Genomic DNA, 24,715 nt, shown 5'->3' with positions numbered 1-24,715 from the left:
ATATTTTGGAATTTATAATTCGTTCAAAAGCTTTATATACTACATGGATATATTATAAACCTGATAGGATTCTTTTTGATGTGGGTGAAGGAATAAGTGCTACTTTGGGAAATAAAATTTATGGTATTGAAAAAATATTTATAACTCACTCTCATGTTGATCATATTGCTGGACTTTGGGGTTTTATAAATACTAGAAATAATGCAATGGGAAGTCGAGAAAAAAATTTAGAAATCTATTATCCTAAAAATTCAAAAAACATTGAAGAATATTTAAATTTTATATCAAATATGAACAGATATCTAAGATTTAATTTAATTTATAAGGGTATAGAACATGAGGATATAATTAATTTAAAAAACAATAGATTTATTAGAGCTTTTAAAACACGTCACACTCCTGGTGAAAAATCTTTAGGCTTTCAAATATTAGAAAAAAGAAAAAGGCTACGAGATGATTTTAAAAACTTGAATGGTAATGAAATAAAAGATATTATATCAAAAGTTGGTAAAGATAAAGTTTTAGAAGAATATATAAAAAAAATTATTACTATTAGTGGAGATTCTTTACCCGTTTCTCCAGATATTATAGAAGATTCTGATACGTTAATTCATGAATGTACTTTTATAAAAGAATCAGATAGAAAATTAAGAAATCATACTTCATTAAATGAAATAAGAAAACTTTTGAATCAAATAACACCTAAAAGAGTTATATTATATCATGTTTCTAGTAGATACAATAAACTAATTAAAAAAGCAAAAAAAGAATTAGCAGAAGAATTTAAAAATATTGATATTTATATTGTTCACCCGGAAGAATTAGCAGAAATATAACAAAGGGGGAGTTTTTATGCCAGAATGGCAATTTTGGTTAGTTTTGGGGATCATTTTTATGATTTTAGAAATTATCACTCCTACCTTCTTTTTCTTTTGGTTTGGATTAAGTGGATTTATTACTGCTATATTGGCTATATTTATCTCTAATAAAGTTTTTACATCAACTACCTTTATAATAGTATCAACAATTTTATGGATTTTTTCCAGAAAAATTGTAAAAGGGTGGTTAAAACCTCTACAAAACAAAAATTTTCATTTAGACGAATTAATCGGAAAAGAAGGAATGGCATTAAAAGATTTTAACGAAAATAATATAGGTACAGTGAAAGTTATGAGTGAGGAATGGACTGCCAAATCAGAAGACAAAATAGAAAAAGGAGATAAGATTATTGTTATAGATAGAGAGTCAAACGTATTGTATGTAAAAAAACTGATATAGGGAGGGGATTTTATGGGTTTATTTACAATTATTGGTGTTTTTATTATTATATTAGCAGCTACTAGCTTAAAGATTATTAGACCTTATGAAAAAGGTTTAATTGAAAGGTTAGGTAAGTTTCATAGAGAGGCTCAACCTGGTCTACAGTTTATTTTTCCATTTATAGATAGAATGATCAAAGTAGATATGAGAGAAAGGGTAATAGATGTACCACCTCAAGAAGTTATAACTAAAGATAATGTTATCGTTACTGTTGACGCTGTTATTTATTATGAAGTTACTGAAGCTTTCAGAGTTATTTATAATGTCAATAATTTTGAAGTTGCTGCAATAAAATTAGCTCAAACAAATTTAAGAAATGTTATTGGTGAATTGGAACTTGATCAAACATTAACTTCTAGAGAAATGATTAACACAAGGTTAAGAGAAGTTTTAGATGAAGCTACTGATAAATGGGGAGTTAAAGTTACAAGAGTTGAAATTAAAAAAATAGATCCTCCAACAGATATCATGGAAGCTATGAGTAAACAAATGAAAGCCGAAAGAATGAAAAGAGCTGCTGTTTTAGAAGCTGAAGGATATAAACAAGCTGCGATTTTAAGAGCTGAAGGTGATAAGAGATCCGCAATTTTAAAAGCTGAAGGTCAAGCTGAATCTGTGAAAAGAGTTGCCGAAGCACAGAAGTATAAATACGAAGTCGAAGCAAAGGGTCAAGCCGAAGCAATTGTGAATGTTTTTAATGCTATTCACAAAGGTAATCCTACTAAGGATTTGATTAAAATAAAATATTTAGAAACATTAAAAGAAATGTCAAATGGAAAATCCAGTAAAATGTTTATTCCTTATGATATCATGGGAGTTTTAGGATCTATTACCACTATGTTTGAAGCAAAAACTTTTAAAGAAAGCTCCGAAGAGGAGAAAACAGAAAAAAATAATTGAAGGGAGAATATTTAATGCATTATTTGTGGTATATTTTATTTGAGTGTTTTATTGCAGCTTTTTTAGCATTTTTCATCGCAGAATATTATATTATTACAAATAAAAAATTCCCTTTTATCTATGAATTAATGAATGTATATAATTTTATGATATTGATTTTATTCTTAAAAATGCTGAGCATTGAATATTTAAAGTTATCTAATTTTTTACTGTTTATTTCTCTAATCATATTTTATGTTAGAACATTTAAAACTGCTAGAGATAAGTTTGATAGCAGATTTAGATCGATGATACTCTCATTTGGATATACCAGAGAATCATATTTTTATAAGTTCTTAATGAAAAGAATTCTTTTAAGGGGTTCTGAAGGTTTTGCTTTTTCTATCGCAATAATATTATTATATAATAAAATCCCTTTATGGATAGATTTAGAAAATAACTTTAATGAATTTATGTATATTTTTATATTTTTATTTATAGCTGGAATTGTTAAGTCTTCAAATTTTGGTAAATTATCCCGAATATGATAAATAGCGGCCAAATTTAATTTTTGGTCGCTATATTTTTTCTCTTTTCACTTTATACCATTTTTTTTCTTTTTTATTTAAATTAAAGAAAGCTGTTACTAATATTGAATATTCAAAAATCAGCATTATTGGGGTTGTTATAAAAATATTTATTAACAGTTTCAGAAATTTTCCATTTTTTAGACCTATCAATATCGCAGAACCCATATTTAATCCCCACACTATGCTTATATAATATTTAAAAAAATCTATTCCTATTTTTAAATCAATTAGCATAATAATAAAAGATATTATAGGAAAAATTAAAATAGTAAAAATGATTAAATTAATAAAAATTATATCAAAATCTTTATATTTCATAGCTTTTATTAGTTCTTCAATTCCACCTAAATACCATCTTTTGTGTTGAAAAAAAAGATCTTTAAAATTTGTAGTATATTGTATTTTTGTTTTAGGGTATATAATAAAAATTTGATTTATTTTTTCTTGATTTAATTTAATAGCTAAATGAACATCGTCTACCAATGTGGTGTTATCTAAAGGCAATACTTTTTCAAGAGTTTTTTTTCTAATGAATACTCCATTCCCCATAAAAACAACTTTAGAAAATATATTTGAATATAGAATATTTCTACTAAACTCAAAATATATTTCTTGATAATCATAAATCAATTTTTCTTTATAATTATATGCTTCAAAATCTACATATATCATATTTATTTTAGCATTATAAAAATATTTTATATGTTCTTCTAAAAAATTCTCTTCAATTAATGTATCTGCATCTAAAAATAATATAATATCCCCTTTTGTGTAAACTATTGCTTCATTAAGAGATTGAGCTTTTCCCCGCTCATTCTGCTTTTTTAATATTTTTAAATTATCATATTTTTTTTCTAATTTTTTTAATATTTCAAACGTTTTATCTGTTGAATTATCATCAATTACTATAATTTCAAAATTTTTATATGTGCTTTTTTGAATAGTATTAATACTTTTTTCTATTACACTTTCTTCATTATAAGTAGGAATTATAATAGAAATTTTCAAATTTTCATTGCAATTTTTTTGTATATTTTTCCTTTTTAATATGGTTTTATAAAGATTAAAATACTTTCCGGATAATTGAAATATCATTGAAAAAATTATAGAAAAAAATAAGACCTCCATATTTTAAACTCCTTATTAATAAAAATGGTGGGTGCTGCAGGGATCGAACCTGCGACCTCTTCCGCGTCAAGGAAGCGCTCTCCCACTGAGCTAAGCACCCACTACCTGGATTATTTTATCATAAATCTCATTTTTTGTCAATATCTATTAATTTTTTATAAACTTCCAGAATTTTCTTTACAGAAACTTCTATAGAATAATTTTCTTTTACAAAATTTATGGCATTTTCAGATAATTTATTATATAATTCTTTATCTCTTAAAACTCTTAATATTTCATGTGCAAAATCATCTTCATTTAACTCTTTAAGCATTATTCCACCAGCATTTTCGTGATTCAAGAGATCATATACTCCCATTTTACCTAATGCCACCACAGGAGTACCTGCAGCCATCGATTCTAAAACAACCAAACCTTGGGTTTCCGTATATGACGCAAATATAAATAAATCTGCTTGCTTATACGCATCTAATACTTTTTCCCTAGCTTGTCCTCCAGTAAAAATTACTTTTTCATGCAAATCAAAATTAATTACAATTTCTTCTAGTTTATCCCTTTCTACACCATCACCTACAATAACAAGTTTTACATTTTTTTCTTCATGATATACTTTATGAAATACTTTAATTAAAAAATCAATATTTTTTTCAGGACCTAATCTGCCTACAAACAATAATATTTTTTCTTCAGGAGAAATATCATATTCTTTTTTAATATTCCATTCAATTGGTTCATTAAATTTATTAATATCAATACCTGTAGGAATAACTTCTATATGTTCATCAGGAACACCATAACTAACTAATAAATCTTTAATATTTTTTGTTGGTGAAATAACCTTGTCTAATCTTAAACACCAATTTTTTATCAATCTTTGAGTTTGTTTTAATGTCGGTCTTATAATTAAAGGCAAATAATTTCTATAATATTCATACATAGTATGATGAGTTCCAACATGTTTTACCTTTAATAATTTTGACATAAATTCTGCAAATATCCCCATTGAAAATGGATCTTGAGAATGTATTATATCAAGATTTAATTCTCTTATCTTAAATATATCTGTTGGAACAGGCAAAGCAATTCTTTGCTCTTTCTCAAATAAAAATTTAATTGCTGGAAATTCAAAAACGTTTTTCTCTGTTCTTTTATAGTTTTTAGAATATTTAGGAACAAACAAATATACATTATGACCCAATTTTTCCATTTCTTCTTTATATAGTTTTACAGCAGTTGAAACGCCATTTTTTTGAGGAAAATAAACATCTGAAAATATTCCTATATTCATTTATTTATCCCCTCTTTGAACTATTTTATTAATTGCAGCCTCAATAACTTGATCCATATTATAATATTTATATTCTGCAAGTCTTCCAACAAATATATATTTTCCACTTTCTTCTAGTTTTTTTACTTCATTCATGTATTGTTCTCTTTTTTTCATATTATCTTCTGTCATTACTATATAATATGGTTCTCCTTCTGCTTTTGGATATTCAAAACAAACTGTAGTTTTATTTGATTTTTCATTCAAAAAATGTTTAAATTCTGTAATTCTTGTCCAATCATAATCATTTGGATAATTTACTGTCGCTACTGGTTGATAATATTCTGTATCGTATGTTTTTAGTTCTAATTCTAATGATCTATATTCTAATCTCCCATATTTATAATCAAAAAATCTATCTAACTCTCCTGTATATATTGTTAATTCTGGTTTTACCATATCTTTTATTTCAAAATAATCTGCTCCTAATAATATTGATATATTTTCATGATCCAACATATTTTCTACCATTTTTGTATATCCATATTTTGGTATTCCTTGATATTGATCAGAGAAATACCTATCATCTCTATTTTCTCTAACAGGTATTCTTTTTGCTACTTCTGCTGATAATTCCTCTGGATCTCTTTCCCATTGTTTTATTGTATAATTTTTGAAAAACATTTCATATAATCTTTCTCCAACTTGAGATACTACCGCATCTCTAAAATTTTTTGGTGGATTATTAAATTTCGATTTTTTTACCTCATTTTCTAAAAATTCTTTTACTTCATGAGTTCCTAACCCAATTCCAAATACTTCTTTTAATGTATCTCTGTTAATAGGAAACGGTATTAACTTCCCTTCTGCATAACTTAATACTTTATGCTGATAGTAATGAAATTCTGTAAAATTATTTACAAAATTCCATACTCTTTTATTTTTTGTATGGAATATATGAGGGCCATATGTATGAACAGTTATTCCATTTTCATCTTTATAGTCATGGCAATGGCCAGCAACGTGTTTATGTTTTTCTACTACTAACACTTTTTTACCTTGTTCTGCTAATATTCTAGCAGACGTTGCACCAGCTAATCCAGCTCCTACTATTAATATATCATATTTCATTTTTTCACCTCATTTATATTCTTTTGACCTGGCTTAATTACTTTGCCACCTATTCCATTTAATCCATCTTTTAATCCTTTTAAAGCAAAAGGGTATAATGATGCATCTATTCTCTTCCACATTAAAGCGTCAAATTTAAAATATAATTTTAAAAAAAACTTCATTATTTCATTATTTCTATATAATAAAAATGGATTTCTAAATACGTAATATATTTTCCAACCCGGTATTTTTATTTCTTTCTTTTTAAATATATAATCTAATTGGGTCGTCCAAGTAGGATGATAAATATAGCTTCCAAACACTGTTAATGTTTTATAACCCATTTTTCTTACCCTAAATGTATATTCTACATCGTCAGAATAAATAAAGAACTCTTTTTCAGGAAAGCCTATTCTTCCAACAACTTCAGTTTTTATTAAGTATCCTACAAATGTTCCTGCCCATCTTTTCTTTACTTTTAATGGAAAATATTTACCATTATTTTCATCAAACCATTTCCTATCTAATACTCTTTTATTTTGTAAAACTCCTATTTTATTTTGCTTTTTTTTCGGAAGATTGTCATAATACGTGAAAAGTGTTTCTAATGCATTTTTAGCTGGAAGAGCATCATCATCCATTAACCATATCCAATCATATTCGAATGTATCATAAATATAATGAATTCCATAGTTAAATCCACCAGCACCACCTAAATTTTCTTCGAGATTTATTACTTCTATTTCATTATATTTTTTTTCATACTCCTCTAAAATTTCTTTTGTCCCATCTGTACTAGCATTATTTACAATAAATAATTTATTTACTTTTAATGTTTGGTTTAATATAGCATTTATTGTTTCTTTTAATAATTCTTTTCTGTTATAAGTTACTATAAGTCCAGCAATTTTTTTCGACATAATGTTATTTACCTCCATTAGTATATTCCTTAAAATACAAAATAAATATAATAAATTGAAATAATATTTGAAGATAATATGTTGATATTCTCCATAAAAAAACAGATAATACTATTAATGATTTACTACTAAAGAAATCAAGAAAAACTAAAATAAACACACTTTCAATACCACCACTTGCTCCAGGTGTTGGAACATAAAAACTAACTAAAAGAAGAAGAAAATATATTAAAGAAAATTCAAAAAAATTCATTTGTATTTTCATGATCTCATAAAAAATAAAATACATTGAATATACTTGTAATAATAAAACAACCATTCCTAATAATATATCTAAAATCATTATGTATAAATTTTTTTTCCATAATGTAGATACACTATCTTTCAATTCCATTGTCCATTTATTAATTTTTTCCGATAAATCTTTTTTTCTAAATTTTTTTTCTAAAAAGGAAATAAATTTTGTATTTTCAATTTTTTTAGCAAATTTACCAATATAATCTGGCCTCATTAAAAATATAAGAAAAAAAAATGCAAAAAATAAAGAAGTTATCAAACCTAAAAATAAGATCTTTCTATTGAGATTTGTAGTATATACTATATTTAATACTTTTCCCAAAAAAATCATAACTATTGCTATAATTGAAATAATATTCTCCACGAATCTTGAAATTATTATACTACTTGATTCCCGAGCCTTTATATTGAGTGCTTTTAAATGATATATTTGAAAAGGCTGTCCTCCAGTAGCTAAGGGTGTTAAAAAACTGAAAAAATATCCCATTACATTATTAAAAAAAGAATCTTTAAAAGAAATTTTATAATTAAAAACATTTAGTACAATTTTTAATCTAATAGATTCTATAATATACACAACTATATAAATAAAAAAAGGAATTAAAACAAAGTTTAATTTTACTTCTTTTAAATTATCCAACATTTTCCCGAAATCAGTGTATAATGAAAAGATTATATTTATTACCATTCCTAAAATTAAAACTATAATTAAATTTTTTATGATTTTATTCTTCTTCATATAAGTTGTATCAATTTGAGACACAATATCACCTCAATACTATTCTAAGTCTTTGAATAAAAGCATTACAAAAAAAATTAATATTATTTCAAAAAAACTTGTATTTGGAATTTTAAAAATTCCAAATACCAGATTTCTTGAATAAATTCTTTCCTTCAGAAAATAGTAGTACTTTCATTTTTACCTCCTACATAAATTTTAATGTCCCATCAGCTCTTAATGTTGCTATATTTGATTTAAATAAATACTCTATTAATTCATTATCTTTTTTATTTGATATTCTAAATAAACCTTTTATTTCTTGTATTCTTAAATGAGACTTATTCAACGTATTTTTACCATATTTTTTTATCATAAAGTTTAATTTTTCTTCAAAAGATAATGGCGAATTCCAATATCTCTCAAAATCAAGTCTTTTAATTAAGTTTTTTACTATTTTCATACCAAAATTGGGATCATTCATTACTAGTTCATCTAAATTATTTTTTTCTATGATTATAATTTGCAAAGGATTTGAAGTAAAAACGGTAGCTGTTCTTTGTATTTCTTTAAAACATGCTATTTCACCAACTATTTCTTCATTAGATAATATAGCTAATAATTTTTCTTCTGATTTATCGAATTTTGAAACTCTTACATTTCCAGATAGTATCATAAATGCCCAATCGCCTTCTTCCCCTTCATAAAACATTACGGTATTTGCAGGAATTAAATATCCACTTTTTAAATATGTTACTAAAGGCTTTGCTAATGGAGTGTTTGTAATAATGCTTTCAAAAATCATAAATGAAAATAATTCATGTAAAAATGGATATTTTTCTTTTAGTGTTTTCTCCAAATAATATTTTTTATCTGGAGAAATTAAAATCATACATAAATATTTCCATATCTCTATTTCAGCTTGAAAATATATATCAAAATTATTATATTGAATTTTTTTAAATGTATTTAATGCTTCTTTTATTTTCCCTTTATTAAATAACTTTCTAGCATCTATATAAAGTTGAATCTGAGGACTTTTAATATGATTAAATATTTTTCTTCTATTTATTTTCATATATTTTTTCGATAATTCTTCTTTAGTTAGATTCTTATCTATCATATTTTCTTTTTCTGAATTTATTAAATTAGAAGAACCAAAAATTTTATTATTTAAAGAAATTATTTTTTGTATATACTTTTTTATTAGATGTATTATCAGATTAGAATTTGATAATAGAAATTTTTCGGATAATTCTTTTTCAATAAGTATTACCCTACTATTTTCTACCACTCTTACAGATTCAAATGATTTAGTGTTAGGAATTATCATTTCAGTGCCAAAAATACCATTTATTTCAACAGAAGAATATCCACAAAAGTTAGAGAAAGTTTCTACTTTCCCTTCCTTTAATAATATTAATTCATCATTTAAATCTCCTTCATTAACAAGCATCCTGTCTGGCGCATATACAATTTCTTTCATTTTATCACATCCCAATTTTATTATACTCTGTTGAAAAAAGAAAATCAATATAAAAAAAGCGGGAATCCCGCTTTAATCAGCAATTATTTTTACAAAAAATTTTCTATTTCTCGGACCATCAAACTCAGAAAAATATATTCCTTGCCAAGTTCCAAGTAAAATATCATTGTTATTTATTATCAAAGTTAATGAAGGACCAACTAAAGTTGATTTTATATGGGAATCAGAATTTCCTTCAAGATGAGTAAAATATGGTTCTTTTGGAATCAAATTACTTAAAAATATATTCATATCTTTTTTTACTGAAGGATCCGCATTTTCATTTATTGTAATACCAGCAGTTGTATGTGGAACATATATAACACAAATCCCACTTTTAACCTTACTGTTAACGACATAGCCCCTTACAATATCAGTTATATCTATAAATTCACTTCTTTGATGAGTTTTTATAAAAAATTCTTTTAACATATAATCACCTCTAATTACCTAAAAAAAACATTAGTAACTATTGTATAACCATTTTCATCTTTACTAATATGGACTTTAATATTTTTACCATCTACTTTAGCTTTTTTTCTAAAATAATCTTTCATGATTTTTGAAACTTCATTAGCGTTTATATTAAAATCATATCTCTCTGCAATCGCTACATTTCCCCCTTTTTTCGAGGAAACGTTAGATATATTTTCTCTTCTATTACCAACTAAATTTTGCATTCTTTTTAATGCTACATCTCTACTTGCCTTTTTCTTTCCAAAATTGAACCAACCCATCAATATCACCTGCCACCAAACATTTTTTGCAGGAATCCCATAAAACCTTTTTTAGAATCATCTTTTAAAAGAGCAAAGTCATTTTCAATAGGATTTTCTTTTCCCGAAATTCTCTGTGCAATATTCATAAAAATACTTGAAATTTTGGAACTATCTTCTAATGTGACAGGAATACCTTTATTAGTAGCTATAATTATTTCTTCACTATCTGGAACTACTCCTAATAATTCTACTGCTAATCCTGATCTGATATCTTCAGGGGAAAGCATTTCATTTTTATTAATCATATGCAATTTTACTCTATTAACAATTAAGGAGATGTTATCTTCAGTAAATTTCTCATTTTCTAATAGTCCTATTACTCTATCAGCATCACTAATTGCAGTTAATTCTGGAGTAGTAACTACAACCGCATGTTGTGCTGCGACTATAGCATTTTTAAAACCTCTTTCTATTCCAGCTGGAGAATCGACAATAATATAATCAAAATGTTTAGATAGCTCATTCACAATCATTTTCATATCTTCAGGAGAAATCATATCTTTGTTTGCAATTTGTGATGAAGCTAATAAATTTAATTTTTTTATTTGCTTATGTTTTACAACTGCTTCTAATGGTGATTTTCCACCTTTCACAACATCTAATATTGTATAAACTATCCTATTTTCTAATCCCAAAACTAAGTCAAGGTTTTTTAATCCTATATCAGCATCAATCAAACAAACATCATATCCTAATAACGCTAGCGAAACACCAATGTTAGCAGAGATAGTAGTTTTTCCTACTCCTCCTTTCCCCGAAGTAACAACAATCACTTTACTTTTTTTCATAATGCCCCCTCCAGATTGTATTTAAAATTCATTACATATTATACATCATTTTTTTAAAATATCAAAATGCATAACTTCTTTATTATCGAAGTTATGCATTAATTTGTGAATTTTTATTTAAAATAAACGAATTAAATAAAAAGGCTGATCGTGAGATCAGCCTTAATGTTATTATTCTTCTACTGAAATTGCTTGTGTTGGACAAGAATCTGCAGCATCTTGTGCACAAGGTAAATCTGTTTCTGCTACCAATGTTTCTGCTTTACCTTCGTCATTTACTTTAAATACGTCTGGACATAAATTTTCACATACACCACAACCGATACATGCATCTTGATCTACAAATACTTTCACCCTAAACACCTCCATCTCAAAGAATAATCTATTATATTATAACTCAATTATTGTTTATATATATTAAAAGAATTTAACAAATTACATATTTTTTACTATTTCAACTATCTTATCCACTATTTCTAACCCGACTCTCCTCTGGGCTTCTTTAGTTGTAGCACCTATATGAGGCGTAGCAACAACCATAGGGTTATTTAATAATTTCATTTGTATTTCAGATGTTGGTGGTTCTGTTTCAAATACATCTAATCCAGCACCCAAAACTTTACCTTTTTCTAAATATTTTAATAAAGCTTCTTCATCAACAACTCCTCCACGAGCTGCATTAATTATAACTACATTATCCTTCATCATTTCAAATTCTTTTTCAGAAATCAAATGTTTTGTCTTTTCATTTAATGGAACGTGTAAAGTAATAATATCAGAATTTTTAATTAATTCTTCAAAAGATACTTGTTTTACATTATGTTCTTTTTGAACTTCTTCAGGAATTTCAAAAACATCAAATACTAACACTTTCATATCAAAACCTTTAACTAATTTTCTAACTAATTTACCAATATGACCAAAACCAACAATACCTAACGTTTTTCCAGTCAACTCAAAACCTTTTAATTTTTTCTTTTCCCATCTACCTTCTCTTAAAGAAGTGGTTCCAGTTACAATATGTCTGTAAATAGATAACATATATCCTACTACTAATTCAGCAACAGACAATGAATTAGCACCTGGAGTGTTAATAACTTTTATTCCTTTTTCTTTGGCAGCCTCTAAATCTACATTATCTAAACCCATACCAGCTCTAGCAATCAACTTTAGATTTTCACCATTTTCTATTATTTCCCTTGTTGCCTTTGTTGCACTTCTTACTACTAACACATCAAAATATTTAACTTTTTCTTTTAATTCTTCTTTTTCAAAGTGTTCAATTGTTATTTTTGCTTCTGGTAATGCATCTTTTAATCTTTGCGTAGCTTCCTCAGCTAAAGGATCGTTAATATGTATCCACATATTAAACACCTTCCTTCATAAACACTTCTTGTGCAGCTTTAACTCCAGACCCTAATTCCACTTCAAATCCAAACTTTTTTAATGCCATTTCCAAAGCGCTAATTCCAACAATAACATCATATTTAGACATATATCCAAGATGTGCAATTCTAATTATCTTACCTTTTAAATGTGCTTGACCACCAGCAAATGTTACACCTTCTTCATCTCTTAAATATTTTAATATTTTTCCACCGTCAACACCTTCAGGAACTTTTACTGAAGTTAATACATTTCCAGGATTTTTTGCAAATAATTCAAGTCCCATAGCTTTAACAGCAGCTCTTGTCGCATCAGCCATTATTCTATGCCTTTCCCAAACATTTTCAATTCCTTCTTCTTCTATCATTTGAACAGATTTTGCTAATTGGTAAACTAAATTTACTGGTGGAGTATATGGTGAATCAGGGAATTTCTTCTTATATGCTTTTAAATCAAAATAATAATGATGATTTTTATTTCCCTCAATAACTTTCCATGCTTTATCGCTAACACCGATTAATGCAATACCTGGAGGCATCATAAAGCCTTTTTGAACACCAGTTATAACTATATCTAAATTCCATTCATCCATTTTTAAAGGCTGAGCTAGCATACCACTGATAGCATCTACAGCAATAATTGCATCTGTATCTTTTACTATACCCGCAATTTCTTTTATTGGATGTATTGTGCCCGTTGATGTTTCGCTTAATGTGGTAAATACTGCTTTAGTATCAGGATGTTTTTCTAACAATTCTTTTATTGCCTCAGGTCTTACATAATCTCCCCACTCTAAATCTACAACAACAGGATCTATTCCATAAGCCTTACAAATTTCCATCCATCTTTCACCAAATTTACCTGCTACAACAACAATAGCTTTATCTCCAGGATTTAATGTATTTGCTACTGCAGCCTCCATTGCACCAGTTCCAGATGAAGATAAAATGAAAACAGGATTTTTTGTCTGAAAAATATATTGTGCTCCTTCTAAAGCTACTTTTTGAATTTCTAAAAATTGTGGAGTTCTATGATGTATAGTATCTTTTGCTCCTTCTAATAACAATTCAATTGGAACAGGAGTTGGTCCAGGTGCCAACAAATAATTTTTTCTAATCATTTTAGCCATATCAATACCCTCCCTTAATAGTTTTTCTATCCATGATTATACCATACTTACCTTTTTTTTAAAACCTCATAAAATTAAAAAAATAGGCAATTTTTTAGAATAATGAAATATTTTTCATTATAATTGTTTTTTTCTTATATTCTATATTTATAGTATAATTGTTATATAATACTTTTTAAATTTTTGGAGGTGAAGTATGAGTAAAATAAAAAAGATAAATGAACTTGGTTTTTCATCAGAAAATAGTGCTATATTATGTGTTGACTGTCAAAATGGTTTTACTTTAAGATGTCCTAATGAATTACCTGTAAATGGAACTGATGAACAATGGATAAATTCTGTAAACGAATTTTTAAACGAAGCAAAAGAAAATAATTTTCTAATTGTTGCAAGTAAAGATGATCATCCTAAAAATCATAAATCTTTTAAAATATGGCCACCACATTGCATAAAGAACACTCACGGAAATAAATTATTTATTGACACATATGACTTTATAGTAAAAAAAGGGACCACTGAAAACACGGATAGCTATTCTGCGTTTTATGAAGATTTTGAAACAAAAAAAGAAAATAATTTAGAAAATATTTTAAATGAACACAACATTAAAAAATTAATTATTTTAGGTTTAGCCGGTGACGTTTGCGTGTTAGAAACAATAAAAACCGCTTTAGAAAAAGGATTTGATATATTGGTAATTGATGAATACATAAGAAGTGTAAACAGAAAAAGTATAAAAGAAATTCTTGAATCAGAAAATTTAATTGATAAAGTAAAAATTATTTAATTTTTACTTTTTTTATTAAAAAATATTAATCACAACTTATTAAAAATTAAAATACCACTTGACTTTTTTAAAGTTAAGTGGTATTATTTTATTGTATTTATAATTTAATAAAGAGGTGAGATTATGAAGAAAAATAGGTTAACTCATTGCCCTGTATGTGGTGGTGAATTAATTATTTCTGAATTTAAGTGTCCTGAATGTGATGTTACCATTAGAGGTAGTTTTTATTTAGATGATTTCGCAAAACTTTCAGATGAACAATTATATTTTTTAAAGATTTTTATAAAAAATCGTGGTAATTTGTCAGATGTCCAAAAAGAAATAGGAATTTCTTATCCTACAGCAAAAGCAAGATTGGAGGGGGTAGTAAGAGCTATGGGGTTTGCTGAAGAAAATACTAAAATTGATACATTGAAAATTTTAGAAAAAATCGAAAGTGGCGAATTGACTCCAGAAGAAGCTAAAGAAATTTTGAGAAGAAAGAAGGGGGAATAATGAACGGGATTTTAAAACCTAAAAAAAGTATTAAGGGTATAATTTTAAACTTTACGGATGTCGATATAGACATTAAGTACGGTAATGAAAATATTTTCGAATATGAAGATTTTCCCGAAAATATCGAAATAGAAAATTATGTGGAAAACGAAAAATGGTATTTAAATGTCAAACAGAAATCTGATTCATTTATATCAAAAATAGTTGGGTTTTCTTTTAATTTCAGTTCTGGTGGATATGGGAAATTAAAAATCAACTCAGATATTTTAAATATTTCAATTAATAATGTAAATGGAGATGTATCTTTGAATAAAACTACACTTAATAATTTCTACGTAAAAAGCATTTCTGGCGATGTTGGGATATATAATTCAAAAATAAAATTTCTTGAATTCCAAACTACAAGTGGTGATTTGAAAATAACAAATTCTCCAATTTATAATTTTAATATTAAAACAATTTCTGGAGATTGTGAATTAGATTACCTAGCAGAAAATTTTAAAGAAGCCAAAATAAAAACAGTTTCTGGTGATATTGATTTATATATTGCTGGAAAACAAGAAGTATTTATAAATAAGAACACTTCACCATCTGGTGATATACATACAAATCTTTCTTTAAAATTCGAACATTCAACGGAAAGATTCATCAATTTCAAAAGTGTGAGTGGCGATTTAACTATTAAAGAAAAAAAGATAGCTCAGAATAATGATGTTGTTTTTGAAGAAAATGAAAAAACAAAAATCCACAATTTATTAACTCCAGAAGAGCAAAAAATATTAGAACTATATAATGCAGGTAAAATAAATAAAGAATTTGCAATTGAATTATTGGAAAATATTGGATATACTCAAAATGATGCTGAATCTTTTTTAAATGAATATATAGGAGGAAATAATAAATGAAAAAAATATTTATTTTGATTATTTTAATAATAAGCTTAATCTCATTTTCTGCAAATTATGATTTAGATATTAAACTTATTGATCAGGATAAAGCTATTTTAGGATATTTAACTGTTACTTTAGAAAATAATGAAGAACCATATTTTGCTTTATTTCCTAATTTAAATAGTCATGATAATCCTTATATTAATACCTTATTTCAGTCAAAAGAAAAAAACAGAATTGAAATTATCAAAGTAACTGATGAAAATAATAATATTTTGGATTTTTCCTATGAAGATTATCCTTCCAAAAAATTTAGAAATTATCAAAGAAAAAATGGAATATTAAAAGTAAATACTAATAAAAAAAGATTAAAGATTACATTTAAAACATATTTTTCAAAAAAAGAAAATGCGGATAATGTAGCTTTTGATGATATTTATATATGGAGATTTGGATGGTATCCTATAGCAATAAACAAAAATAGTGATTATTTACTTCCACATCACATGGTATCTGTGAAAGTCGAAAACAACGATAATTTTATACCAATATTGTCAGGCAAAAAAATAAATGACAAATACTTTTCTGAAGGAAAATATGTCTCAATGCCTATAATCTTTATAAAAAAAGATTCATATTCCAATTTAAAATTAAATTCGAAAGATTATACAGTAAATGTATGGTATAGAAAAGGACAAGAACAAAGAGCAGCTATTATGACAACACATGTTATTAAGGCTTTGGAATTGCATACAAAAGATTTTGGAAAATTAAAGTATTCATCTATAAATATTATACAAGATCCATATCCTGGAATGTATGGAATGGCTGCAGATGGAATGTTTTTATTAGGTGATGGTTTCTTTACAACTGCAGATTTAGTTTTACCAGGATTATTAGAACCGTTAACTTTCTATGTTGTCTCACATGAATTAGCTCATATGTGGTTTGGAATTGGTGTAGGTGTAGATTTTGCTGATAATAATTTTATGAGTGAATCTTTAGCAGATTATTCTGCACATATGTCAATGTATGAAAAATATGGTGATGATAGATTATATAATATTTATTTACCAGATATTTTAACTGATAGTTTTTCAAAAATCTTTGTCAAAAATTTTTCAGATCTTGATCAGAAAAGCATATTCAACCTAGGTTATTATAATATAGAAAATGCTGTTACTGATGATATTGATAAAATTCCAGCTAACTTTACATCCTACATTTATTATAACAAAGGTAAAAGAGCTTTATTTTCGCTGGAAGACTATTTAGGAAGAAAAAAATTAATTAATATACTTGCAGAATATTATAAAATATATAATGAGAAAAGTCCTACAGAAGATGAATTTTTGACTTTTTTATCAAAATATGTGGATAAAGACATTTTATATGATTTATTTATGAATAAGAAAAATTTTGATGCATCGGTTAAACACAACGGTAATAAAATTATAATAGATCTTGGCGGTATGAAAATCCCTACAAAAGTAAGAATTTTAACCAAAGATGGCACAAAAGAATATGTGACAGTCAAAAATGTAGAATATAACGTTAAAGATATATTAGCTATTGATATAGATCCAGATATGCACACTTTTGATGTTGAAAGACATAATAATCATTATCCACCTTTAATAAAGTCCAATTTATTATTAAATGATGATATTTCAAAATTCGATGCTTATGAAATAAATTTTAAAACAAATGTTAATACTATTAATAATTATTATCAAAACTCTTCTTTTATATCATTTGAAAAATATCCTTATTATAATTTTGATATAGGATATTATTCTTTATATTCCGATACATTTTCAATGCTGGATTTAGGAATAAATTCAAATATAAATATCAATCCAAATCCATGGTTTAGCCTAAATTTGAATTATTCAAAAAGTTTATATAATTCATATCAAGATTTGACCGGTCAACTATCTCTATCGATTCCAACTCAATTAGATATTGGAAGTTCATCAAAAGCTGTTGCTTATTCAACTACCTTTCTCTTAAATGGCGAATTTATTGATTTAAAAAATTATCTGATAAATCCAACTTTAATCTATGAAAATCTTTATAATTTGGGCATATATCTTTCTGGTAATTATTATCTTATCAATAATAACAACGATTATACCAATGCTTATACTTTAGAAACAGCTTATTTCTTTAATAATTATCTACCATTTTTAAATTCTTTTAGTTTAGAATTAAAATATGCAAATTCTCCTGTATTTAATCCATTATATGATAAAATTTCCTTGCTTGAAGAAAATGACATGCTCCTTTCACAGTTTAATATAGTTAAAGAAGTGTATGGTATTAACCTTGAGTTATTTAATTTTTCAGATGAATCAGATAAAAGAATTAATGCATTTAATCTATTCTCTATTGGAGATATTGATTATACTCTAAACGGTATTTACAAATTAGTAGATTATGATAATTTATTTGGACTAACTTTTGATATATCACCAGAAATTTATTTTATAACTGATGAAAATATACCTATTAATTTAGAATTCGGGACATATTATTTACCATCAAAAAATTTATATTCACTTACATTTTCATTCTCAACAACTTTTGATACAACTATCAGAAACATAATTAAATAACAAATGCCAGCTTTTTGCTGGCATTTGTTATATTATAAATTCTTCAACTTTTTGATTAAGAAGTATTTTAGCAATTCTCATTGAAGCTTTTCCATCACCAAAAGGATTTTTAGCTTTTGACATTTTTGAATAAAATTCATTATCAAAGGTCAATTTATTCATATATTCTGAAACCACTTCTTTATTCGTTCCTATTAATTTTGCTGTACCTGCTTCAATAGCTTCAGGCCTTTCTGTTGTTTTTCTTAATACCAATGTTGGCTTCCCCAAAGCTGGTGCCTCTTCTTGAATTCCTCCTGAATCTGTCATTATAAAGAAAGAGCCTGCCATTAATGCTGTAAATTCAAGATATTCTACTGGATCTATTAATATTGCATTTTCTAATTTTTCTAATTCTGGAAATACAATTTCTCTTACCGCTGGATTTAAATGCACTGGAAATACGAGATAAATATCTTTATTTTCTAATAAAAATTCTTTCACTGTACGCATCACATTTTTCATTGGCTCTCCCCAATTTTCTCTTCTATGCATTGTCATTAATATATATTTTTTATCTTTTAATCCGTATTTTTCCTGTATCTTTTCTATTTTATCTTTATTTTTTTCTATTACCCATAGCAACGCATCTATTACCGTATTTCCAGTAACATAAATTTTACCTTCAGAAATTCCTTCTTTCAATAAATTGTTTTTGGATATTTTAGTTGGAGGAAAATGGATAGAACTAATTACACTGGTAAGTCTTCTATTCATTTCTTCAGGAAATGGATTATATATATTATCTGTTCTTAATCCTGCTTCAATATGTCCAACAGGAATTTTATAATAAAATGAGATTAAAGCTCCAACAAAAGTTGAAGTTGTATCACCTTGCACTAATATATAATCAAAATTTTCTTCCATCATTATTTTATCTAATTTATCAATCAAATTTTTTGTTAATTGTGGCAATGTTTGTCTATGTGTCATGACATTTAAATCATAATCTGGAATTATTTCGAATAACTCTAATACCTGATCTAACATTTCTCTATGTTGTGCAGTTGCTATTACTCTTGCCTCTATTCCATATTCTTTTAATGTGTGATAAACTGGTGCCATTTTTATTGCTTCCGGCCTTGTACCAAATATTAACCCAACTTTCATTTCACACTCTCCTTTTCATTCTCTATTACTTAATTTTTTCCAATAAGCTTTTCTACTTTTTCCGCATTTTAAGATATTTAATAAACAAATCATAATATTCTAATTATTCTTCTCATTCACAAGATTTAAATAAATATCCTCTAAAGATTTAAATACTGAATATTCATCAAATTTTTTTGCTATTATTTTTGACTTTTTAGAAAATTCAATTTGTAGATTCGGATTTTTATACAATTGATTCATTTTATCTAAAATAGAATCTTTATTTTTAATATCAACAAGAAACCCATTAGTCCCATTTTCGACAAGTTCTGGAATAGCAGCTTCATTAGCCCCTATTATCGGAAGACCACAGGCCATCGCTTCTAAAATAACAATTCCAAACGTTTCAGAATCTGACAATGTTATAAAACAATGCGCGGAGGAATATTCTAAAGGTAATACTTCTCTTTTTTTCCAACCTAAAATTTTAACTTTATTTTCTAATTTTTTTTCTTTTATAAATTCTTTGATATTTTTCTTTTCGGGTCCATCACCAATAATTTTCAACTTCACATTCTTATCTTTAGCAAATTTATTAAAACTCTCAACTAAAAGATTAACATTCTTTTCCTTATTTAATCTACCGACATACAAAAATGTAAATGTTTCATCTTTTTTTATTTCTAAAGCTCCAAATTTGTTGAAATCTATTCCAAACGGTACTACTTTTATAGTTTTATTAACACCTATTTTTTTTAAATAATTTTTCATAACTTGAGTAGGAGTCACAACTAAATCTCCTGAATCAAAAAATAATTTTGTATATGATTCTATTGAATATGAAGTAAGCTTTTTAGTTTTTTGAAGTATATATGGTAGATATGGAGTTATTTTTTCTAAATACATATGATAATGATTTATTAAAGGTATTTTTAGAATTTTAGAAACTGCTATAGCATGTAATCCCATCAAGTATTGACTGTGATTATGAATTAAATCAGGTGAAAATCTTTTGACTTTTAAAGTTATACTCTCTGGTGCTATACCAGCTTTACCCCTTACTTCCTTTACAACTTTTATCGCAGGGAAAGTTTCGCATACCTTTCTATCTTCTTCCGTAAAATTCTTGCTTTCCCATACAAAAACTTTTACGTCATGTCCCTGATTTATTAAAAATTTAGATAATTCTCTTACATAAACAGTAACTCCCCCATATCCTTCTTCGTAAGTATCAGAAAATAATGCTATTTTCATTTTTCACACCTCTTTTGAAAATGCTATTATAAGATTTTAAAATCTTATTATGCTTTTTTCTATTTGTTCTAAATATCTTATTATTCGTAAATTATTTTTTTTATATCATTTATAACTTTATTTGCTTCAATTTCTCCTTTTCTAAAAAAATATTCCATTTTCTTTTCTGAATAAAATCTTAAAATATCTCTCCAATTTTTAAAATTAAAAGGTCTTTCTTCAAAAATATTAATATTGATATTAGAATTTTCTTTTATTATTTGTTGCCTTTTTTTTAATGTAGGAATATAGATACTTCTATGAACAATACTAAAAACATTATTCTTATTTAATTCATGTAATGATTCATCAAGAGATATTGAAATAACTATATTATCTTTTCCAATTATATTTCTACACACATCAGCTGGTATACTATTTAAAACCCCTCCGTCTACATATAATTCTCCATCAATTTCTATTGGCGGATAAATTCCCGGAAATGCACTTGAAGCACAAACTGCTTCAACTAAGTTTCCTTTATTAAATACTTTTAATTCTCCTTTGTTTAAATTTGTAGCTACAATTGATAAAGGAATATTTAAATCTTCAATATTTTTATTTCCACAAAATTTAAATAAAATATTTTTTATATTTTTTTGGGATAAAAAACCTTTAATACTTACATTTGGTTTTAACCAATATATCTTTTTAGTAGTTTTATAGAATTCTTTTTTTATATCTTCAATAGAAGCACCACAAGCTATAAGAGCACCTATTATAGATCCACCACTACAAGTTGTTAAATGGTCAATAGGAATACTATTTTCTTTAAATATTTTTACAACACCTAAATGAGCAAAGCTCTTAGCTCCACCCCCGCCAAAAACTACTCCAACTTTTTTTCTTTTCATTTCCATATTTTTCCTCCAAAATTGCATTACTTAGTCTATTTTAAAATTCGCATAGTGCCTTATACTTTTTGGACATTGTAAAAATGAATTATTTCCTTCAATATTAAAATTCAAAAATATAATTTAAATTATACTCAATAACATTCAATCTTTCAAATTTTATATCAAATAAAATTTTTTTCATTTTCAAATACAATGTTGTGTAATAGTATTCTGTTTTATTGCCATACGGACCTTCCCAGGTTTCTGTGTTACCTTTTAAATCCGTATCAAAATATGATGTATCTAAATTAATTTCTCCTTGAATAACTTTTTCAAACATTAATTTCATATCAATCATGTTTTTTATATATTCTAAAGATATTAATTGACTTTCTATTCCGCTTCCATAATCATAACCCATAGGAATGTCATAAATTTTATCATCTATATATCTTCCAGTAAATTTCAATAATTCTTGCCATCTATTATACATCCATGAGTATATTTTATAACCTTCATATTTAACAATATAATAACTATTATTTTTTTTTAATACTGATTTTATGCCATATCCCCATGCAAATGCTGTAGGTTTATAACTTTCTGCTCCTGCCTCTGTTAATGGTACAACGAAATCATCCATTGCAAATTCCCCATATAATTTTAATCCTTTTAAAGGAACCAATTCACCGTCAATTGCAAATAAAGCATTTGAATAACCTTCACCATATGTATTGTGAAGTATATTCATAAAATTCAAATCTACTATGTCTGGAAACTTCCCACCGATTAAATTAAGCTCGTTTATTGAAACTCTAAAAAATTTTATAGGTTTTAAATCTAATCTATGTATTAATAATGTTTTATATGGATCATAATAACCTTCATTTATACTTCTCCTATCCGAATTTCCATCAATATGCATTTTTTGAATATTTAATTCATCCTCTGTTAAATAGGGATTAAAAGAATAAGCTCCAAAGTATATACCCATATCACCTAAAAGAAAATCTGTTGTAAATCCCCCTGTTACTCCATTTACATATGGTAATGAATCAGAAAGAAATACTCCATGTTCTAATAAGGACCAATCAGTTTGGTATCTTCCTAAAACAAACCAAAATGTATTTATTTTTTCTCCATAATACATTTCTAATTTCAAATTATGGCTTTTTGTTATATCTAATCTTAAACCTAATTTATTATTTTTTATTTCAAAAATTGGCATTAATTCATAATTATTAGAATAAAAATATGGAATTTGAAAAACAACATTAGTTTTCGATTTTTCATTAGAAGGATAAGGGGATATAGCTGTTTCTAATGCTTCCCCATTAAGCATTCTTTCTGCAATATATATTTTATAATTTATATCATCTTCAAAATAAAATGAAAATACAGTTAATGAAAAAATGAATAATATGATAATTAAGAAAATTTTTTTCATTGTTTACACTCCATTTTTATTATTGAATTTTTATTGGCATTATCCAAAATAATGAATAACTTTTAAATTTTTCTTCACTATATTTTGTATTAATATATTTAATTTGAATTTTGCCTAAGTATGGAATTTTAAAATATACTTTAACTCTATTATTATAAAATTCATTTCCAAATGATGTACCAAATTCTTTTTCATAAAATATTAAAAATTTATTAGAAGATATATATGTCTGAACAGATTTTACATCAGAATTCTCATCATATTTAAATCCTAGAGGATAATCATAAAAATATCTTGCACCAGGTTCATTAATTATTTCTAAAGATCTATTATATAATCTATTATAAGGAATATCGTCTTCATAAATTCCACTTTCAACTTTATAATTTTCATACATTAAAGAAAAATAAATATCTTTATATAATTCTAAGTTCAATTCTCCACCATATCCAAAGCTATTTTTCCCCTTTATTGGATTATATGTATCTTGAAAATATAATCGTATATTCTTTGTTTGTAATTGTGTATCAAATGAAACTAAAGAATTATTTACATCAAAAATACTTTTTGGTACTTTTCCTCCATATAAATTTAATGACGTAATTCCAAAATTAAAAATATTTTTTTTAATATCTATTCTATTCACTAAAACTTCTTTCATAGCCATAGTTGCTTCAGTAGAAAATTGCTTTTCATATTCTGATTTCGTCATCATAGGCTGCATTGAGATAATGATTGTATTAAATGCCAAATCATCCAAATAATATTTAAAATTTATATTTTCATAATATTTTGAAGCATCTGATAATATTAAAGAATTCTTTAAAGGCCCTAAAGAAATTTTTGTTCTACCTAATATAAAACTCCAACTATGATTTTTTAAACTCAAATAACTTAAAGACGGCATATCTAAAGTGGTTCTTTTAGATAATGAAAAATCATTGTATATATCCAATGTACTTAGTGATTTATATTTAAAATATGGACTATTTCCTTCTTTGAAATCTGCTATAAATCGAGCATATAACTCCTTATTATGATAAAATTCAAATCCAAAATTCATCCATGAATAATATTCGTTGTACAAATCACTAAAAAATATTTTATCTTTTTCTAATGTAAAATATCCTCCACCATTAAATATTACATTATTTTCTAATCTTTTTTCAAACCCTAGTGGAAATTCAAAAGTTATATTAGACTTATAATCCTTATCATCTATGAAAAACAAAGGAATTCCGGTATATTGAATACCGGAATTAATATTTTTTGATCTTTGGTAGTAGAAGTCTATACTTCCAGGGAATAATAATTTCGCACTTCCAAAAATATTAATTATTATGATTAAAATAACCAAAAATAAAATATATCTTTTCATC

At 25.9% G+C, this 24,715-nt stretch carries 25 protein-coding genes and 1 tRNA gene; 8 read left to right on the top strand and 18 right to left on the bottom strand.

The genetic code is table 11. From position 1 onward, the window contains the following. Positions 1 to 5: 5 nt before the first annotated feature. From ACZ5CK_RS04700 to ACZ5CK_RS04685, 4 genes are read left to right on the top strand one after another with little or no spacing between them, the layout of a single operon-like run. On the top strand, positions 6 to 836 hold the full coding sequence (locus tag ACZ5CK_RS04700; RefSeq protein WP_464582743.1) for an MBL fold metallo-hydrolase: 831 nt from the start codon (positions 6 to 8) through the stop codon (positions 834 to 836). A 16-nt stretch (positions 837 to 852) separates the two neighbouring features. Further along, positions 853 to 1,278, top strand: coding sequence for an NfeD family protein (locus tag ACZ5CK_RS04695; protein WP_464582742.1), 426 nt, complete (start codon positions 853 to 855; stop codon positions 1,276 to 1,278). A gap of 12 nt (positions 1,279 to 1,290) precedes the next feature. Then, positions 1,291 to 2,220, top strand: coding sequence for an SPFH domain-containing protein (locus ACZ5CK_RS04690; RefSeq protein WP_464582741.1), 930 nt, complete (start codon positions 1,291 to 1,293; stop codon positions 2,218 to 2,220). 14 nt (positions 2,221 to 2,234) lie between these two features. Beyond that, a complete protein-coding gene (locus tag ACZ5CK_RS04685; RefSeq protein WP_464582740.1) occupies positions 2,235 to 2,747 on the top strand; it encodes a hypothetical protein in 513 nt (170 codons plus the stop codon). 30 nt (positions 2,748 to 2,777) lie between these two features. Here ACZ5CK_RS04685 and ACZ5CK_RS04680 read toward each other — a convergent pair whose 3' ends face one another. The 13 genes from ACZ5CK_RS04680 to ACZ5CK_RS04620 all read right to left on the bottom strand — a co-directional run bounded on the left by ACZ5CK_RS04680 (position 2,778) and on the right by ACZ5CK_RS04620 (position 13,839). Then, a complete protein-coding gene (locus tag ACZ5CK_RS04680; RefSeq protein ID WP_464582739.1) occupies positions 2,778 to 3,917 on the bottom strand; it encodes a glycosyltransferase family 2 protein in 1,140 nt (379 codons plus the stop codon). Between the two features lie 25 nt (positions 3,918 to 3,942). After that, positions 3,943 to 4,017: transfer RNA gene (locus ACZ5CK_RS04675), tRNA-Val, on the bottom strand. Between the two features lie 27 nt (positions 4,018 to 4,044). Further along, complete coding sequence (locus ACZ5CK_RS04670) at positions 4,045 to 5,205, bottom strand: glycosyltransferase (RefSeq protein ID WP_464582738.1); 1,161 nt, start codon at positions 5,203 to 5,205, stop codon at positions 4,045 to 4,047. Continuing rightward, positions 5,206 to 6,315 carry a UDP-galactopyranose mutase gene (gene glf / locus ACZ5CK_RS04665; RefSeq protein ID WP_464582737.1) on the bottom strand — a complete coding sequence of 370 codons (1,110 nt, stop codon included), beginning with the start codon at positions 6,313 to 6,315 and terminating at the stop codon, positions 5,206 to 5,208. Beyond that, entirely contained in the window at positions 6,312 to 7,217 is a 906-nt protein-coding gene (locus tag ACZ5CK_RS04660; RefSeq protein WP_464582736.1) for a glycosyltransferase family 2 protein, read from the bottom strand. Before ACZ5CK_RS04660 ends, glf begins: the two co-directional genes overlap by 4 nt. A gap of 4 nt (positions 7,218 to 7,221) precedes the next feature. Beyond that, positions 7,222 to 8,277: a lysylphosphatidylglycerol synthase transmembrane domain-containing protein gene (locus tag ACZ5CK_RS04655; protein WP_464582735.1), complete on the bottom strand. Its 1,056-nt coding sequence runs from the start codon at positions 8,275 to 8,277 to the stop codon at positions 7,222 to 7,224. 163 nt (positions 8,278 to 8,440) lie between these two features. Further along, positions 8,441 to 9,718 (bottom strand): cyclic nucleotide-binding domain-containing protein, encoded by a 1,278-nt coding sequence (locus ACZ5CK_RS04650; RefSeq protein ID WP_464582734.1) that lies wholly within the window; start codon positions 9,716 to 9,718, stop codon positions 8,441 to 8,443. 72 nt (positions 9,719 to 9,790) lie between these two features. Beyond that, positions 9,791 to 10,189 carry a secondary thiamine-phosphate synthase enzyme YjbQ gene (locus ACZ5CK_RS04645; RefSeq protein ID WP_464582733.1) on the bottom strand — a complete coding sequence of 133 codons (399 nt, stop codon included), beginning with the start codon at positions 10,187 to 10,189 and terminating at the stop codon, positions 9,791 to 9,793. 14 nt (positions 10,190 to 10,203) lie between these two features. Next, positions 10,204 to 10,494: a hypothetical protein gene (locus tag ACZ5CK_RS04640; RefSeq protein ID WP_464582732.1), complete on the bottom strand. Its 291-nt coding sequence runs from the start codon at positions 10,492 to 10,494 to the stop codon at positions 10,204 to 10,206. 5 nt (positions 10,495 to 10,499) lie between these two features. Then, positions 10,500 to 11,324, bottom strand: a complete 825-nt coding sequence (gene minD / locus ACZ5CK_RS04635) for a septum site-determining protein MinD (protein WP_464582731.1) — start codon at positions 11,322 to 11,324, stop codon at positions 10,500 to 10,502. 171 nt (positions 11,325 to 11,495) lie between these two features. Beyond that, positions 11,496 to 11,678, bottom strand: a complete 183-nt coding sequence (locus ACZ5CK_RS04630; protein WP_464582730.1) for a ferredoxin — start codon at positions 11,676 to 11,678, stop codon at positions 11,496 to 11,498. 81 nt (positions 11,679 to 11,759) lie between these two features. Continuing rightward, complete coding sequence (locus tag ACZ5CK_RS04625) at positions 11,760 to 12,689, bottom strand: D-2-hydroxyacid dehydrogenase (RefSeq protein WP_464582729.1); 930 nt, start codon at positions 12,687 to 12,689, stop codon at positions 11,760 to 11,762. A gap of 1 nt (position 12,690) precedes the next feature. Next, positions 12,691 to 13,839 carry a pyridoxal-phosphate-dependent aminotransferase family protein gene (locus ACZ5CK_RS04620; protein ID WP_464582728.1) on the bottom strand — a complete coding sequence of 383 codons (1,149 nt, stop codon included), beginning with the start codon at positions 13,837 to 13,839 and terminating at the stop codon, positions 12,691 to 12,693. A gap of 196 nt (positions 13,840 to 14,035) precedes the next feature. Here ACZ5CK_RS04620 and ACZ5CK_RS04615 point away from each other — a divergent pair, with 196 nt between their 5' ends. The 4 genes from ACZ5CK_RS04615 to ACZ5CK_RS04600 all read left to right on the top strand — a co-directional run bounded on the left by ACZ5CK_RS04615 (position 14,036) and on the right by ACZ5CK_RS04600 (position 18,629). Continuing rightward, positions 14,036 to 14,626 (top strand): isochorismatase family protein, encoded by a 591-nt coding sequence (locus tag ACZ5CK_RS04615; protein WP_464582727.1) that lies wholly within the window; start codon positions 14,036 to 14,038, stop codon positions 14,624 to 14,626. A 123-nt stretch (positions 14,627 to 14,749) separates the two neighbouring features. Beyond that, complete coding sequence (locus tag ACZ5CK_RS04610; protein WP_464582726.1) at positions 14,750 to 15,121, top strand: DUF2321 domain-containing protein; 372 nt, start codon at positions 14,750 to 14,752, stop codon at positions 15,119 to 15,121. Then, positions 15,121 to 16,026, top strand: a complete 906-nt coding sequence (locus tag ACZ5CK_RS04605; protein WP_464582725.1) for a DUF4097 family beta strand repeat-containing protein — start codon at positions 15,121 to 15,123, stop codon at positions 16,024 to 16,026. Before ACZ5CK_RS04610 ends, ACZ5CK_RS04605 begins: the two co-directional genes overlap by 1 nt. Beyond that, the gene (locus ACZ5CK_RS04600) at positions 16,023 to 18,629 is read left to right on the top strand and encodes a M1 family aminopeptidase (RefSeq protein WP_464582724.1); all 2,607 of its coding nucleotides are present in this window, start codon (positions 16,023 to 16,025) and stop codon (positions 18,627 to 18,629) included. Before ACZ5CK_RS04605 ends, ACZ5CK_RS04600 begins: the two co-directional genes overlap by 4 nt. Before the next feature lie 27 nt (positions 18,630 to 18,656). Here ACZ5CK_RS04600 and wecB read toward each other — a convergent pair whose 3' ends face one another. The 5 genes from wecB to ACZ5CK_RS04575 all read right to left on the bottom strand — a co-directional run bounded on the left by wecB (position 18,657) and on the right by ACZ5CK_RS04575 (position 24,714). Beyond that, the gene (wecB, locus tag ACZ5CK_RS04595; protein WP_464582723.1) at positions 18,657 to 19,778 is read right to left on the bottom strand and encodes a non-hydrolyzing UDP-N-acetylglucosamine 2-epimerase; all 1,122 of its coding nucleotides are present in this window, start codon (positions 19,776 to 19,778) and stop codon (positions 18,657 to 18,659) included. A gap of 99 nt (positions 19,779 to 19,877) precedes the next feature. After that, positions 19,878 to 21,014 (bottom strand): glycosyltransferase, encoded by a 1,137-nt coding sequence (locus tag ACZ5CK_RS04590; protein WP_464582722.1) that lies wholly within the window; start codon positions 21,012 to 21,014, stop codon positions 19,878 to 19,880. 80 nt (positions 21,015 to 21,094) lie between these two features. After that, positions 21,095 to 21,913: a patatin-like phospholipase family protein gene (locus ACZ5CK_RS04585; RefSeq protein ID WP_464582721.1), complete on the bottom strand. Its 819-nt coding sequence runs from the start codon at positions 21,911 to 21,913 to the stop codon at positions 21,095 to 21,097. Between the two features lie 97 nt (positions 21,914 to 22,010). After that, positions 22,011 to 23,336, bottom strand: coding sequence for a hypothetical protein (locus ACZ5CK_RS04580; RefSeq protein ID WP_464582720.1), 1,326 nt, complete (start codon positions 23,334 to 23,336; stop codon positions 22,011 to 22,013). A 19-nt stretch (positions 23,337 to 23,355) separates the two neighbouring features. After that, the gene (locus ACZ5CK_RS04575; RefSeq protein ID WP_464582719.1) at positions 23,356 to 24,714 is read right to left on the bottom strand and encodes a hypothetical protein; all 1,359 of its coding nucleotides are present in this window, start codon (positions 24,712 to 24,714) and stop codon (positions 23,356 to 23,358) included. Between the last annotated feature and the right edge of the window lies 1 nt (position 24,715).

The sequence above is a fragment of the Marinitoga okinawensis genome, assembly GCF_055387075.1.
Note: the sequence above shows the minus strand (reverse complement) of the source record. Positions and strands in the feature narration are given on the sequence as shown.